Annotated in this window: 15 protein-coding genes; 8 read left to right on the plus strand and 7 right to left on the minus strand. The window is 72.8% G+C overall.

The window, feature by feature from the left end:
* Positions 1-48: 48 nt before the first annotated feature.
* The 6 genes from AB0O48_RS33075 to AB0O48_RS33100 all read left to right on the plus strand — a co-directional run bounded on the left by AB0O48_RS33075 (position 49) and on the right by AB0O48_RS33100 (position 4163).
* Positions 49-987 (plus strand): TIGR04222 domain-containing membrane protein, encoded by a 939-nt coding sequence (locus AB0O48_RS33075; RefSeq protein WP_357573056.1) that lies wholly within the window; start codon positions 49-51, stop codon positions 985-987.
* Positions 984-1802 (plus strand): DUF692 domain-containing protein, encoded by an 819-nt coding sequence (locus AB0O48_RS33080; protein WP_365069816.1) that lies wholly within the window; start codon positions 984-986, stop codon positions 1800-1802. The genes AB0O48_RS33075 and AB0O48_RS33080 overlap by 4 nt, the downstream gene beginning before the upstream one ends.
* Positions 1799-2338, plus strand: coding sequence for a hypothetical protein (locus AB0O48_RS33085; protein WP_365069818.1), 540 nt, complete (start codon positions 1799-1801; stop codon positions 2336-2338). The genes AB0O48_RS33080 and AB0O48_RS33085 overlap by 4 nt, the downstream gene beginning before the upstream one ends.
* Positions 2323-3084, plus strand: a complete 762-nt coding sequence (locus AB0O48_RS33090; protein ID WP_357256109.1) for an SDR family oxidoreductase — start codon at positions 2323-2325, stop codon at positions 3082-3084. Before AB0O48_RS33085 ends, AB0O48_RS33090 begins: the two co-directional genes overlap by 16 nt.
* The gene (gene mug / locus AB0O48_RS33095) at positions 3081-3668 is read left to right on the plus strand and encodes a G/U mismatch-specific DNA glycosylase (protein WP_357256107.1); all 588 of its coding nucleotides are present in this window, start codon (positions 3081-3083) and stop codon (positions 3666-3668) included. The genes AB0O48_RS33090 and mug overlap by 4 nt, the downstream gene beginning before the upstream one ends.
* An 84-nt stretch (positions 3669-3752) precedes the next feature.
* Positions 3753-4163: a hypothetical protein gene (locus AB0O48_RS33100; RefSeq protein WP_357256105.1), complete on the plus strand. Its 411-nt coding sequence runs from the start codon at positions 3753-3755 to the stop codon at positions 4161-4163.
* Between the two features lie 20 nt (positions 4164-4183).
* On the opposite strand, the gene AB0O48_RS33105 is transcribed toward AB0O48_RS33100, so the two are convergent.
* The 3 genes from AB0O48_RS33105 to AB0O48_RS33115 form a co-directional block, all read right to left on the minus strand.
* Entirely contained in the window at positions 4184-6160 is a 1977-nt protein-coding gene (locus tag AB0O48_RS33105) for an ABC transporter ATP-binding protein (protein ID WP_357256125.1), read from the minus strand.
* Between the two features lie 115 nt (positions 6161-6275).
* Positions 6276-7043, minus strand: a complete 768-nt coding sequence (locus AB0O48_RS33110; protein WP_357256103.1) for an enoyl-CoA hydratase/isomerase family protein — start codon at positions 7041-7043, stop codon at positions 6276-6278.
* Between the two features lie 46 nt (positions 7044-7089).
* Positions 7090-7317 carry a helix-turn-helix domain-containing protein gene (locus AB0O48_RS33115; RefSeq protein WP_007462679.1) on the minus strand — a complete coding sequence of 76 codons (228 nt, stop codon included), beginning with the start codon at positions 7315-7317 and terminating at the stop codon, positions 7090-7092.
* A gap of 215 nt (positions 7318-7532) precedes the next feature.
* On the opposite strand from AB0O48_RS33115, the gene AB0O48_RS33120 reads away from it, so the two are divergent.
* The gene (locus tag AB0O48_RS33120) at positions 7533-8132 is read left to right on the plus strand and encodes a cadmium resistance transporter (protein WP_357573057.1); all 600 of its coding nucleotides are present in this window, start codon (positions 7533-7535) and stop codon (positions 8130-8132) included.
* A 67-nt stretch (positions 8133-8199) separates the two neighbouring features.
* Here the strand turns inward: AB0O48_RS33120 and AB0O48_RS33125 are convergent, their stop codons facing one another.
* Positions 8200-9804, minus strand: a complete 1605-nt coding sequence (locus AB0O48_RS33125) for an ABC-F family ATP-binding cassette domain-containing protein (protein WP_357256099.1) — start codon at positions 9802-9804, stop codon at positions 8200-8202.
* 262 nt (positions 9805-10066) lie between these two features.
* Between AB0O48_RS33125 and AB0O48_RS33130 the strand changes: the two genes are divergently transcribed.
* Complete coding sequence (locus AB0O48_RS33130; protein ID WP_357256097.1) at positions 10067-10987, plus strand: neutral zinc metallopeptidase; 921 nt, start codon at positions 10067-10069, stop codon at positions 10985-10987.
* A 97-nt stretch (positions 10988-11084) separates the two neighbouring features.
* On the opposite strand, the gene AB0O48_RS33135 is transcribed toward AB0O48_RS33130, so the two are convergent.
* The 3 genes from AB0O48_RS33135 to AB0O48_RS33145 form a co-directional block, all read right to left on the minus strand.
* Positions 11085-11444 carry a nuclear transport factor 2 family protein gene (locus AB0O48_RS33135; protein ID WP_357573058.1) on the minus strand — a complete coding sequence of 120 codons (360 nt, stop codon included), beginning with the start codon at positions 11442-11444 and terminating at the stop codon, positions 11085-11087.
* A 116-nt stretch (positions 11445-11560) separates the two neighbouring features.
* Complete coding sequence (locus AB0O48_RS33140; protein ID WP_357256092.1) at positions 11561-12214, minus strand: acVLRF1 family peptidyl-tRNA hydrolase; 654 nt, start codon at positions 12212-12214, stop codon at positions 11561-11563.
* Between the two features lie 51 nt (positions 12215-12265).
* A complete protein-coding gene (locus tag AB0O48_RS33145; protein WP_357256090.1) occupies positions 12266-12898 on the minus strand; it encodes a LysE family transporter in 633 nt (210 codons plus the stop codon).
* Positions 12899-13749 lie beyond the last annotated feature (851 nt).

The raw sequence follows: 13749 nt of genomic DNA on the forward strand, positions 1-13749 counted from the left end.
GCTGCTCCACAATGGGGCCGCCGATCCCTCCGGCGACAGGAGCAGTCAGTGATCGTCAACGCCGCGTCGAGCGACACCTGGGGCATCCCCGGCCCGACCTTCCTCCGGTACTACCTCATGGCAGCCGCCGTGGCGCTGGCGGTCGTGGCCTACCACCGGATCCGCCCGCTGAGCGCCCACGGGCGGACCACCCACGATCCGCTCGGGCCGCAGGAGGTCGCGTACCTCAATGGTGGCCCCCGACTCGCCGTGAACGCCGCGCTGGGCGGGCTGCGCGGCGGCGGTGCGATCGCCGTGCGACCGGACCGTCGGCTGACCACCGTCGGCGCCGCGCCGACCGGGCTCACCCCGCTGGAGCAAGGCATCCACTGGGCCGCCCACCACCACTCGCGGGTCCGGGACCTGCCGCAGCACCGACACGTACGCTCCGCGCTGGACCAGCTCCGCAACGGCCTGGAGCAGCGCGGGTTGCTGACGAGCCACCGGCAGCGGGAAGTTTACGGCTTCTTGATCGCGCTCCTGACCGTCCTGCTGGCCCTCGGTGTGTTCCGGTTGATCTCCGGCCTGGTCAACGGTCACCCGGTCGGTTACCTGCTGCTGACCCTGGTCCCGCAACTCATCATCGTGCTGGTGCTGCGCCGGGCACCCCTGCAGACAAGGGCCGGACGCGCCGCGCTGCGCGACGTCCGCCGCCAGCACACCCACCTCGAACCCGCCTCCGCGCCTGCCTACGCCACCTACGGAGCGGCCGGCGCGGCGATGGGCGTGGCCCTGTACGGCACCGCCTCGCTCTGGGCGCTCGACCCGGGCTTCGCCGAGCAGGCCGAGATCCAGCGCCAGGCCATCTCCAGCAGCGGCGGCTCAACGGGCGGCTCCGACGGCTGGGGCGGCGGAGGCGACAGCTCCGGCGGCGGCGACAGCTCCGGCGGCGGCTCCTGCGGTGGTGGAGGTGGCGGCTGCGGCGGTGGCGGCGGGTGCGGCGGATGACCGGGCCGTCCGGGGTGGGCATCGGCTGGCGTCCGGAGATCGCCGGCTTCGTGGCCGAGCTGCCGGGGCTGCGCTTCGTCGAGGTGGTGGCCGAGGGGATACCCGCCACCGGGCCACTCCCGCCCGGCCTGACGCAGCTACGGGAACGCGCGGTGACTGTCGTACCGCATGGGGTGCGGCTCTCCCTCGGCGGCGCGGAGCCGGTCGACCCGGCCCGGGTCGCCCACCTGGCCGCGGTGGCGCAGCGTGTCGAGGCGCCGCTGGTCAGCGAGCACATCGCGTTCGTCCGGGCGGGCGGTCTGGAGGCCGGCCACCTGCTGCCGCTGCCGCGCAGCCGGGAAGCCGTCGACGCGGTCTGCGCCAACGTGGCGCGGGCACAGGCCGAGCTTCCGGTGCCGATCGCGTTGGAACCGATCGCCGCGTTGCTCGACTGGCCCGACGACGAGCTGGACGAGGCGGACTTCCTCACCGAGATCCTCGACCGGACCGGGGCGCTGCTGCTGTTGGACGTGGCAAACGTGCACGCCAACGCTCGCAACCGGGGCGCCGACCCGCTGGCGTTGCTGGACCGGCTGCCGCTGGAGCGGGTCGCGTACGTCCACGTGGCCGGCGGCGCGGAGCACGGCGGCTTCTACCACGACACCCACACCGACCCGGTGCCGTCGGCGGTGCTGGAGCTGGTCGAGGCGCTCTGCGCCCGACGGCGACCGCCGGCGCTGCTGCTGGAACGCGACGGCCACTACCCGCCGGCCGCCGAACTCCGCGCCGAACTGGACGCCCTGGCCGCCGCGGCGGGCTTTCCGGCCGTGACATGACGGGCGCACCCGACGGCGACGCCACGCCCCGCGCGGGGCTCGCCGAGCGACAGGCCGAACTGGTCGCGGCGCTGGTCGCCGGGGGTGCGCCACCGGCGGGGTTCGCACCCGGCCCGCTGGCCGCCACCCGCGCGGCCCTGCTGCGCAAGCGGGCCGGCGAGGTGGCCCGGCACTGGCCACTGCTCGCCACCGGTCTCGGTGCCGGGTGGTCGACCACCTTCGCCGACTGGGCCGCCCGGCGACCCACCGCCGGCTCACTGCGCGACGGTTGGGACCTGGCCCGTGCGTTGCGCGACCAGCGGGTGCTCCCCCCGGTGGCCGCCGAGGAGTTGGCTGTTCGGGAGGCGCGCCTGCGCTACGACGGGCTGCGGACGCCGCGTCCGCGCCGGGTGCCGGCGGTGGGCCGCGCCGGCGGCGCCGTCGCGGTGCAGATCGCCGGCCGGGTACGTCTGCTGCGCCCCGCGCCGCGCCCACCCACCCCTCGCGGCGACGGTGTGCCGGATGCGGCAGGATCGGAGTCATGGACCTCGGACTGACCGACCGCGTGTACGTCCTCACCGGCGCCTCCCGCGGTCTGGGTTACGCGACCGCGCAGAGCCTGGTAGCCGACGGTGCGCGGGTGGTGCTGTCGGCCCGGGACCCGGATGCCGTGGCCGCCGCCGCGCAGCGGCTGGGTGGTCCCGAGCACGCCGTCGGGGTGACCGCTGACCTGACCGACCCGGAGACCCCGGGGCAGCTCGTCGCCGCCGCCCAGGAGCACTTCGGCCGGCTCGACGGCGCACTGATCTCGGTCGGCGGCCCACCGGCGGGGAACGCCGCGGCGATCAGCGACGAGCAGTGGCGGCTCTCCTTCGAAACGGTCTTCCTGGGCACCATCCGCGCGGTCCGCACGATCGCCGCCGCGCTGCCCTCGGGTGGTGCGATCGGGCTGGTGCTCTCCACCTCGGCTCGCGGCCCGGTCCCCGGCCTGGGCATCTCCAACGGTCTCCGGCCCGGCCTGGTCGGTGCGGCCAAGGACATCTCCGACGACTACGGCCCGCGCGGCGTCCGGGTGGTGGGGCTGCTGCCCGGCCGGATCCTGACCGACCGCAACCGGGAGCTCTTCGCCGCGACCGGCGACCCGGAGCAGGCCCGGGCCGCCGCGGAGGCCAGCATCCCGCTGCGCCGCCTCGGCGACCCCGCCGAGTTCGGCCGGGTGGCCGCGTTCGTGCTCTCCCCCGCCGCGAGCTACCTCACCGGGATCACCCTGCCGGTGGACGGCGGCGCGCTGCGCGGGCTGTGACCCCCGACGGGGCCGGCGACGCGCGTGCGGTGACGCCCGGGACGGCCCGGCCGAGCCGCGCGGACCTGGCGGCGGCAGCCGATCGGACGATTCCCGACGTGCTCGCGCCGGGGCTGGCGGTGCTCTTCGTCGGCATCAACCCGGGCCTCTGGTCGGCCGCGACGGGCTGGCACTTCGCCCGGCCCGGCAACCGGTTCTGGCCCGCCCTGCACCGGGGCGGGTTCACCCCCCGGCTGCTGCACCCGAGCGAACAGGCCGAGCTGCCCGCGCTCGGGCTCGGCATCACCAACATGGCGGCCCGGGCCAGCGCCCGCGCGGACGAGCTGAGCACGGAGGAACTTCTCGCCGGCGCGGCGATCCTCACCGAGAAGGTGTCCCGGTACCGGCCGCGCTGGGTGGCGGTGGTGGGGGTGACCGCGTACCGGATCGGTTTTCAACGGCCGAAGGCCACCTTCGGGCCGCAGTCGGAGCTGCTGGCCGGCGCCCGACTGTGGGTGCTACCCAACCCGAGCGGCCTGAACGCGCACTTCACGCCGGTCACCCTGGGCCTGGCCTTCGCCGAGCTGCGGGTGGCGGCGTTCTGACGAGCGGTCCGCGACGAGCTTGTCGGGCGGCACGGGCACACCTACCCTCGGCGCAGACCACGATCCCGCCACAGTGGAGCGACAATGACGGATGTTCCCGCCGGCACGGCCCAGGTCTCGACCCTCGAGACCCCCACCGAGGCGTCCACCGCGCCGATCCGCACGCTTGTCGGCATCCAGCTGTACACCGTGGCGGCCTACCTCGCCGCGGCCGTCGTGCCCTATCTGTGGGCACCCCGGCCGTACCCGCCGACCTGGACCTTCATCGTGCCGGGCTGGCTGCTCGGCGTGCCCGGTTTCTACCTCACCCTGCTCGGGCCGGTGCCCGGCATCCTGCTCGCGGTGGTCGGGGTCGGTGTGCTGGTGGCGACGCGCCGCCGCTGCCCGGCGACCCGGTACCGGTGGTGCGTCGCCTCCACCGCTCTCGTCGCCGCCTACGCTGCGTTCGCCTGCACGCCGCTGGCCAGCACCATCGCGGCCTTCGTGGCGGACTGAGCCGAGCAGTCCCGCAACCGTCAGTTGGCGGCGGCCGGTGGCAGCACCTCGTCGGCGCGGTACGTGCCCAGGGGCATGACCACCGGCTCGGGGCCGGTCGCGTCGACGAACGGGGTGGGCGAGTCGGCGACCGCGAACTGGGTCCGGTACAGCTCGGCGTAGAGCCCGCCGACCGCGACCAACTCGTCGTGCCGCCCGCGCTCGACGATCCGTCCGCCGTCGAGGACCAGGATCTGGTCGGCGTCGCGCACGGTGGAGAGCCGGTGCGCGATCACCAACGCGGTACGTCCGGCCAGCGCCACCGACAGCGCCCGCTGCACCGCCGCCTCGCTCTCCGAATCCAGGTGTGCGGTCGCCTCGTCGAGGATCACGACCGACGGGGCCTTGAGCAGCAGACGGGCGATGGCGATGCGCTGCTTCTCGCCACCGGAGAACCGGTAGCCGCGCTCCCCCACCGTGGTATCCAGACCGTCGGGCAGCGCCCGGACCAGATCAGCCACCTGCGCCCCGGCCAGGGCGGCCCAGATCTCGTCGTCGGTGGCGTCCGGCTTGGCGTACCGCAGGTTCTCGGCGATCGTCTCGTGGAACAGGTGCGAATCCTGGGTGACGACGCCGATCTCGTCACGCAGCGAGGCGAGGGTCGCGTCCCGCACGTCCACGCCACCGACGAGCACCTGCCCGTCGGTGACGTCGTAGATCCGGGAGATGAGCATCGACAGCGTCGACTTGCCGGCGCCGGACGGGCCGACGAGGGCGACCATCTGCCCCGGCTCGACGCTGAACGAGACGCCCTTGAGAACCGGCTCGTTGACGGTGCGGTCGAGCGTGGCGACCTCCTCCAGGGAGGCGAGGGAGATCTCGGCGGCGCTCGGGTAGCGGAACCGGACGTCCCGGAAGGCGACCCGGCCGGCGCCCCGGGGCACCGCCACCGCGTCGGGCTTCTCCACGATGCCCGGCTTGAGGTCGAGCACCTCGAAGACCCGGTCGAACGAGACGAGCGCGCTCATCACGTCCACCCGCACGTTGGAGAGCGCGGTGAGCGGACCGTACAGGCGGGTCAGCAGCAGCGCGAGGGTCACCACGGTGCCTGCGCTGACGCCGCCGGTCACGGCGAGCCAGCCACCGAGGCCGTAGGTGAGCGCCTGCGCCAGTGAGGCGACCAGCAGCATCGCGACGAAGAACGTACGGGAATACATGGCGGACTGGATGCCGATGTCCCGCACCCGCTCGGCCCGGTCGGCGAACCGACGGGCCTCGATCTCGGGCTGGCCGAAGAGCTTCACCAGCAGCGCGCCGGCCACCCCGAACCGCTCGGTCATTGTCGCGTTCATCTTGGCATCGAGGTTGTACGACTCACGGGTGATGTCGGCCAGCCGCCGCCCCACCCGTCGGGCCGGGATGATGAAGATCGGCAGCAGCACCAGCGAGAGCGCGGTGATCTGCCAGGAGAGGGTGAACATCACCGCGGCGGTGAGCACGAGTTGGATGACGTTGCTGACCACGCCGGACAACGTCGACGTAAACGCCCGCTGGGCGCCCAGCACGTCGTTGTTGAGCCTGCTGACCAGGGCGCCGGTCTGGGTACGCGTGAAGAACTGCAGAGGCATCCGCTGCACGTGGTCGTAGACCCGGGTGCGCAGGTTGAAGATGATGCCCTCGCCGATCCGGGCCGAATACCACCGCTGGGCCAGCGAGAGCAGCGCGTCGGCGACCGCCAGCGCGGCGATGAACAGGGCCAGCCGCACCACGAGCCGGCCGGCCTCGGTGCCGCCCCGGTTGATCGCGTTGATGACGTCGCCGGCGAGCACCGGTGTGGCCACGCCGATGACGGCGGCCAGGACCACGGTGACCAGGAAGACGATGATGTCGCGCCGGTAGGGCTGGGCGAAGGCCACGATGCGTCGGGCGACCCCGCGCTTGAGCCGATGGGTGGAGACCTCGTCGCTGTTGCGCATCGACCGGAGCATGCTCCACCCGGCCATGCCACCGCCGGACATCGGGTTGGACATCGCTCACCTCCGGGGTCGTCGGGCGGACTGCACCGTCAGGCCAATTCTCCCGACAGCTGTGACAACCTCGGTCGTAACCTGGATCTTCCCGGCCGGTCCTTACCTATTCTCCCTGGCCAGCCAGATCGCGCAGTCGGCGGGTCTGCGCCTCCCGCTCGGCGCGCTGCTGGTCGGCGTGCGACCGCCCGGCCGCACCCACCAGCAGTGCCTTGATCTCCACCACCGCGTCGCGGGCTCCGGCGAGCAACCCGGCGGTCAGGTCCTGGACCGCGCCATCCACCTCGGCCGGTGGCACCACCAGGGTCGCCAGCCCGATCCGGTCCGCCTCGGCGGCGTCCAACCGGCGGCCGGTCGCGCAGATCTCCAGTGCCCGTGCGTAGCCGACCAGCTCCACGAGACGCTTCGTGCCGGCCAGGTCGGGCACCAGGCCGAGGGTCACCTCAGCCATCGACAGCTTCGCGTCCGTGCTCAGCACGCGCAGATCGCAGGCGAGCGCGAGCTGGAAGCCGGCGCCGATCGCGTGGCCCTGCACAGCGGCGACGGAGATGACGTCCGGCCGGTGCAGCCAGGTGAAGCCAGCCTGGAACTCCGCGATGCGCTCGGCGCATTCCTGCTCGGGCAGCGTGGCCAGCTCCGCGAAGGAGCCGGGGCCGGAAGCGCCAGCCACCGCGAGGTCGAGGCCGGCGGAGAACGCACGCCCCTCGCCCCGGACCACCACCACCCGCACGTCACCGGGCAGCTCACGGGAGAAGTCGCTCATCGCCCGCCACATGGCAGGCGTCTGCGCATTGAGCACGTCGGGCCGGCACAACGTCACCGTGGCGACCGGCCCGTCGCAGGTCAACCGAACCCCGGTCGCCTCGGTGGTCACCGGGCGGTCCGGGGCGTGGCGCTTGTCGACGACGCGGGGAGGCGGGTCACGCCTTCTTGCGGCGCCGGGCACCGCCGCGCTGACGCAGCTGCACCCCTGACTCGGTGAGCACTCGGTGGATGAACCCGTAGGAACGGCCGGTCGAGGCCGCCAACGCGCGGATGCTCTCCCCCGACGTGTACCGCTTTACCAGGTCCTTGGCGAGCGTCTGACGCTCGGCTCCGACGATCCGGCGACCCTTCTCAGTGCTGGTGGCTGTGCCAGTGGCTGCCATGCTGTGTCCTCACGTCCCAGACTGTGCGGTTCGGATACGGTCCCACCTATTAGACCGCCTCGAACGATCATGCGCCAGATATCAACTCTTCGCCAACCGACACGCTATGCAATGTCAGCTTCCCGATAGAGTGATCCTGGCAATCGACGCGGCGTGGTGTCCGGGCGTACCAATGCCGTGTGCCGGCGGCCGCCGGCGACCCGTAGCCTTCGGTCGTGATCGACCTGTTGGGCACCGCGGCCGGAGCGGCAGTGGTCTTCGCCGCCACCGACATCGACGACATCGTCATCCTGACTCTGTTCTTCGTCGCGGCCCGCACCACCGGTCGGCCCCGACCCTGGCAGATTGTCGCCGGCCAATACCTGGGCATCGGCGCGCTCGCGCTGGCCAGCGCGGTGGTCGCGGCGGGCCTGCTGGTGGTGCCGGACCCGTGGACGGGGCTGCTCGGGTTGCTGCCGATCGCGCTGGGCGTACGCGCGCTACGGGGTTCCGACGACGACGAGACCCCCACCGTCGTCACCGGCCTGCTCGGGGTGGCCGGGGTGACGATCGCCAACGGCGCCGACAACGTGGCCGTCTACGTACCCGTCTTCCGTGCCCTCGGCCTGGCCGACAGCGCGATCTTCCTGCTGGTGTTCGTGCTGCTGGTCGCCCTGTGGTGCGCCGCCGGCGCGTGGCTGGGCGGGCACCCCCGCGTGGTCCGGCTGGTCGAACGCGCGGGCCACTGGCTGGTGCCGGCGATCTTCGTCGGCGTCGGGGTGGTGATCCTGGTCAGCTCCGGCGTGCTGGGCCGGCTGGTCGACCTACTCGGCTGAGAACCTCGCCGCGCCCGGTTGCGGACCTCGACCTGCTCGGCTGCGGCGCGCCCGGAGGCGACGCCGGTCAGGCCAGCTCGACCAGCTCGAGCAGGTCGTCGCTCCAGGCGTCCTCGTCGCCGTCGGGCAGCAGGATCGCGCGGTCCGGCTTGAGCGCGAGCACCGCGCCCGGGTCGTGGGTGACCAGGACGATCGCGCCCGGATAGTTGGCGATGGCGTCGAGCACCTGCTCCCGGCTGACCGGGTCGAGGTTGTTCGTCGGCTCGTCGAGCAGCAGCACGTTGGCACCGGAACAGACCAGGGTGGACAGGGCCAGCCGGGTCTTCTCGCCACCGGAGAGCACCCCGGCCGGCTTGTTCACGTCGTCGCCGGAGAAGAGGAACGCGCCGAGGATCTTGCGCAGGTCGGTGTCGGACTGCTCGACGGCGGCGGCGCGCATGTTCTCCAGCACGGTCCGCTCCACGTCGAGGGTCTCGTGCTCCTGGGCGTAGTAGCCCAGCCGCAGGCCGTGACCCGCGTGCACCTCGCCGGTGTCCGGGGTGAGCAGCCCGCCGAGCATCCGCAGCAGGGTGGTCTTGCCGGCGCCGTTGAGCCCGAGGATGGCCACCCGGGAGCCCCGGTCCACCGCGACGTTGACGTCGGTGAAGATCTCCAGCGAGCCGTACGACTTGGACAGGCCGGTCGCGGTGAGGGGGGTCTTGCCGCACGGCGCGGGGTTGGGGAAACGCACCTTGGCCACCCGGTCGGCGACCCGCACCTCCTCCAGGCCGGAGATCAGCTTCTCGGCACGGCGGGCCATGTTCTGCGCGGCCACGGTCTTGGTGGCCTTGGCCCGCATCTTGTCGGCCTGCGCCATCAACGCGCCGGCCTTCTTCTCCGCGTTGGCCCGCTCCCGACGGCGACGCCGCTCGTCGGTCTCGCGCGCCTCCAGGTACGCCTTCCAGCCCAGGTTGTAGACGTCGACCACGGATCGGGTGGCGTCGAGGAACCAGACCTTGTTGACCACCGACTCCAGCAGCGCGCCGTCGTGGGAGATCACGATCAGGCCGCCCTTGTGGTTGGCGAGGAAGCCGCGCAACCAGGTGATCGAGTCGGCGTCGAGGTGGTTCGTCGGCTCGTCGAGCAGCAGGATGCCGCCGCCGTTCTCGCCCGCGTCGCGGAACAGGATCCGGGCCAACTCGATGCGGCGGCGCTGACCGCCGGAGAGGGTGCCGATGGTCTGCGCGAGCGCCCGGTCGGGCAGCCCGAGGTTGGCGCAGATGCGGGCGGCCTCGGCCTCGGCCGCGTACCCGCCGAGCGCGGCGAACTGGTCCTCCAGCGCGCCGTAGCGGCGGACCAGTTTGTCGCTGGCGTCGTCGGCGAGGCGTGCCTCGATCTCCTGCATCTGGGACATCAGGACGTCCAGGCCGCGCGCGGAGAGCACCCGGTCGCGGCCGGTGACCTCCAGGTCGCCGGTGCGCGGGTCCTGCGGGAGGTAGCCGATGGCGCTGCGCGCGTCGATCTGGCCGGAGTACGGCTGCCCCTCGCCGGCGAGCACCTTGAGCGTGGTGGTCTTGCCGGCGCCGTTGCGACCGACCAGGCCGATCCGGTCTCCCGGCTGCACGCGCAGGGTGGTGTCGGACAGCAGGATCCGGGAACCGGCACGCAGTTCCAGGCCGGTGGCTGTGATCATGTTTTCGGGCTCGCTCTCGGGGTCTGGAAGGCTGACTCGGGGCACGCGAAACGGCCGGCGGGCTCAAGGGGCCCGACGGCGCGGGGCGGTTCAGCCTTCGCAGCGCAGCACCCGACAAGTGTACCGGGCGCCGCCGGAGGGTCCGCCCGGATTACCGATCAAGATCATCGGGTACCGAAAGCGCTGTCCGGACCCCGTCCGGCACGCAACCGACACAACGACTTTCACACGACATTCAGCGCATACGGCGATCGGGGTCAGTATGGAACTCAACGAGCGGGCCGAACTCGACACCTCCCAGGTCAACGACCGGGGTCGGGGCGGCGGGGGCGGTGGCTTCGGCATCCCGATCCCCGGGGGCGGCGGCCGGGGCGGCATCATCGGCATCGTGGTGGCGGTGCTCGTCGCGCTGCTCGGCGGCGGGTTCGGCCTGAACGCGATGACCAACGGCGACGAGGGCGGGGGGCAGGCCGGCGGCACCGACCTGTCGCAGCTGTGCTCGCGTGACAACCCGCAGCGCTTCGACGACCTCCGCTGCCGCAACCTGGCCTTCGTCAACAGCATCCAGGCCTACTGGCAGACGGCGTACCCGGAGCTGGGCAACGGAAAGTACGAGCCCACCGACACCAACTACTTCCAGGCCGCCGTGAGCACCGGCTGCGGCCAGGCCGACTCGGGCGTCGGCCCGTTCTACTGCCCCGCCGACCGGCAGGTCTACATCGACCTGAGCTTCTACGAGGAGCTGGCCTCCCGGTTCGGCGCGAAGGGCGAGTTCGCCCAGCCCTACGTGCTCGCCCACGAGTACGGACACCACATCCAGAACCTGCTCGGCACCAACGCCAAGGCCGGCCAGGGCGACCAGAGCGGCCCCCGCTCCGCCTCCGTGCGGCTGGAGTTGCAGGCCGACTGCTACGCCGGCTCCTGGGCCAAGCACGCCACCGAGACCAAGGACAAGACCGGCCAGGAACCGCTCTTCACCTCGATCACCCCGGGCGACATCACCGAGGCGCTGAAGGCCGCCGAGACGATCGGCGACGACAGCATCCAGGAACGCTCCGGCGGGAAGGTCAACCCGGACTCGTTCACCCACGGCACCTCTGAGCAGCGGCAACGCTGGTTCCAGCAGGGCTTCGACAGCGGCGACCCGAAGACCTGCGACACCTTCGGCACCGACCAGCTCTGACCCGCGCTCCGGTCGCCGTCCGCGTCGATCAGTCGGTTGTGGTGCCCGGGATGGGGTCCACCACAACTCCCCGATCGGCGCGGGCGGCGCGGGCGTGTCAGTTCAGCTGGGACACCTGGTAGTGACTGATCAGCCAGTCGTCGCCGATCCGGCGCAGCAGCACGCCGAGGTGGACCGTCAGCGGCCGGCGGTCGGTGAAGCCGAACTCGACCTCCAGATAACCGAGGACCAGGTCGTCGGCGGGACGCCGGGTCTCCCGGATCTCGTAGGCGGCGGTCAGGCCGAGCGGCTGGCCGGCGTAGTACGCGGCGACCCCGACACGGCCCACGGCGTACGGACGCAGCCCCTGAAAGATCGCGTCCTCGGTGAAGTACGACGCGACCCGGTCCGGCTCGTGGGCGTCGACCGCGGACTTCCAGCGGTCGAGGACGGTACGCAGGATCTGCGCCTCGGACATGATGATCTCCCTGGGAGTGTTGCGGTCACGGGTTACCGCGTCGATGCGCCCATCCTCGGACCGGCCGCACGGCAGCACACCAGGAACGCCGGTTTCCCCTCGGTCGAGCGCCGAGGTCACTCGGGAGCCGGGTCGCGCAACCGGATCCACACCGCACGGGCCGCACCCACCGCCGCGACAAGCACCGCGTGGCGCGGTTCCGGCACGTCGAGCAACCGCTCGGCCCGCAGCGGCACGAGCGGGGCCAACCGCCGGTCGGTCAGCACCGTGTCCACCGCCTTCCGGTCACCGCCGCAGACCACCGCGGTCAGCGCCGCCACCTCCGGCAACAGCAGCCGTACGGCCAGGTCCGCCGCATCACCCAGCGCCGCCTTCGCCTGGTTGTCGCGCCGCCGGGCGAACCGGTGCTGCGACCATCCCCCCGCCGCGGTGCGCCCCTGCACGTACCGGGTGTCCACCTTGGAGACGACAAGATCGGCACCGTCGGCCACACCGACGGCCACCGCGCCCTTGCGGGCCAGCAACAGACCGATCCGGCGGGGCGCGACGGCGTGGGCCACGAACCCGGGGACGTCGTCGCTGGACGGCGCACCGGGTGGGGCGTACAACTCGGCGGTCGATCCGTCGGGGGCGGTGAGCAGCAGGCCGTACTCCCGCACGGTCGTGTCGGGCGGGCCGTGCCGGCCGGCGAAGCCCTCGACCCAGCGGCCGATTCGGGCCGGGTCGACCTCGACCCACCGACCGCCCCCGGCTGCTGGTCGACTGCTCACCGCCCGACCGTACGGCACGACGGACGCGAGCGGGCCCTCGGGCGGGACCGCTCAGCGCGGCAACAGCGCGACCACTGCCAGCGCGGCGATCAACGCACTGGAGACCAGTCCGGTGACCAGTCGTCCGCGCGGGCTGCTCAGCGCCCGGCCGACCACGGTGCCGCCGCCGGCGATGACCAGCTGCCAACTCGCCGACGCAAGGAACACACCCGCCACGAAGAGCACCACCGCGCCCGGGTCCGCGTCGGCGGTGTCCCGACGACCGAGCACCAGCGCGGTGAAGTACAGCACCGTCGCCGGGTTCAGCAGGGTCAGCCCGAGCAACGCCGCGTAGGCCCGCCCGGGCGTGCTCAAACCACGCCCGACCGGTGCCGTCGGCGTCTGCCGCGAGCGGTGGGCGGACCAGGTCCGCCACAGACCGTGCCCGGCGAGACCCAGCAGGACGACGGCGGCAACCACCCGCAGCGGCCCGGCGACCGGCCCGATGAATCCGGCCAGGCCGGCGCCACCGAGCGCGGCGACCGCCGCATAGAGCCCGTCGGCCGTCGCCACCGCGAGCGCCGCCGCCGCACCGACCCGAAACGAGGTACGCGCACTCAGGCCCAGGATCAGGATCGCGATCGCGCCGACGGGGATGGCGACGCCGTAGCCGGCCACCAGACCGGCCAGGAACGCCCCGCTCACGATCGTCGGTGCCGGATCGAGGCTCGTCCCCGGATCGGCCGCTGTCGACGCCCGGCAGTGGCCGCATGGACAGGGACCTGCATCGGGTACGCCTCAATCACACGCGCATCCTGCGCGCCGAAGCCACGCCCGCGCCACCGCATTTCCGGCCCCGAGCCGTGCACCCGCGCCGAACGCCCGCACGCCACGCGCCAAGCGCCCGCGCCGAACGCCCGCACGCCCGCACGCCCCCACGGCCCCCGTGCCCCGCGCCGAGCGCCCGCGCCGAACGCCCGCACGCCCCGCGGCCCCCGTGCCCCGCGCCGGCGCCATGCGTCCCCGCGCCATGCACCCCCGTGCCTGCGCCCCCCGCCGTGCCGGCGTCATCCCTCGCCCCTCCCCCGGGGCGGTGACCAAGATCCGTGCAACTTCCGGGATGGTGCTGCCTCAGAGGCGCCAGAGGCAGCACTATCGCTGATGTTGCGCGGATCTTCGGTGGGGCTTGAGGCTCTCTAACGAGAGATCGTGCTTGATCCTGGTTTTAGTGGCCTCACTGACGTGCCGACACCACTACAACCACGATATTGCGCGATCTTGCAGGGTGGGACGGCGCGACGGCGCGACGGCGCGACGCGGGCGCACCGCGCAAGGACACGCAACGCGGGCGCAGGGCGCAAGGACACGCAACGCGGGCGCAGGGCGCAAGGACACGCAACGCGGGCGCAGGGCGCAAGGACACGCAACGCGCGCACCGCGCAAGGACACGCAACGCGGGCGCACCGCGCAAGGACACGCAACGCGGGCGCACCGCGCAAGGACACGCAACGCGGGCGCACCGCGCAAGGACACGCAACGCGGGCGCACCGCGCTAC

Origin of the sequence: Micromonospora sp. NPDC085948, from assembly GCF_040686315.1 — a bacterium.
Lineage (GTDB): Bacteria > Actinomycetota > Actinomycetes > Mycobacteriales > Micromonosporaceae > Micromonospora.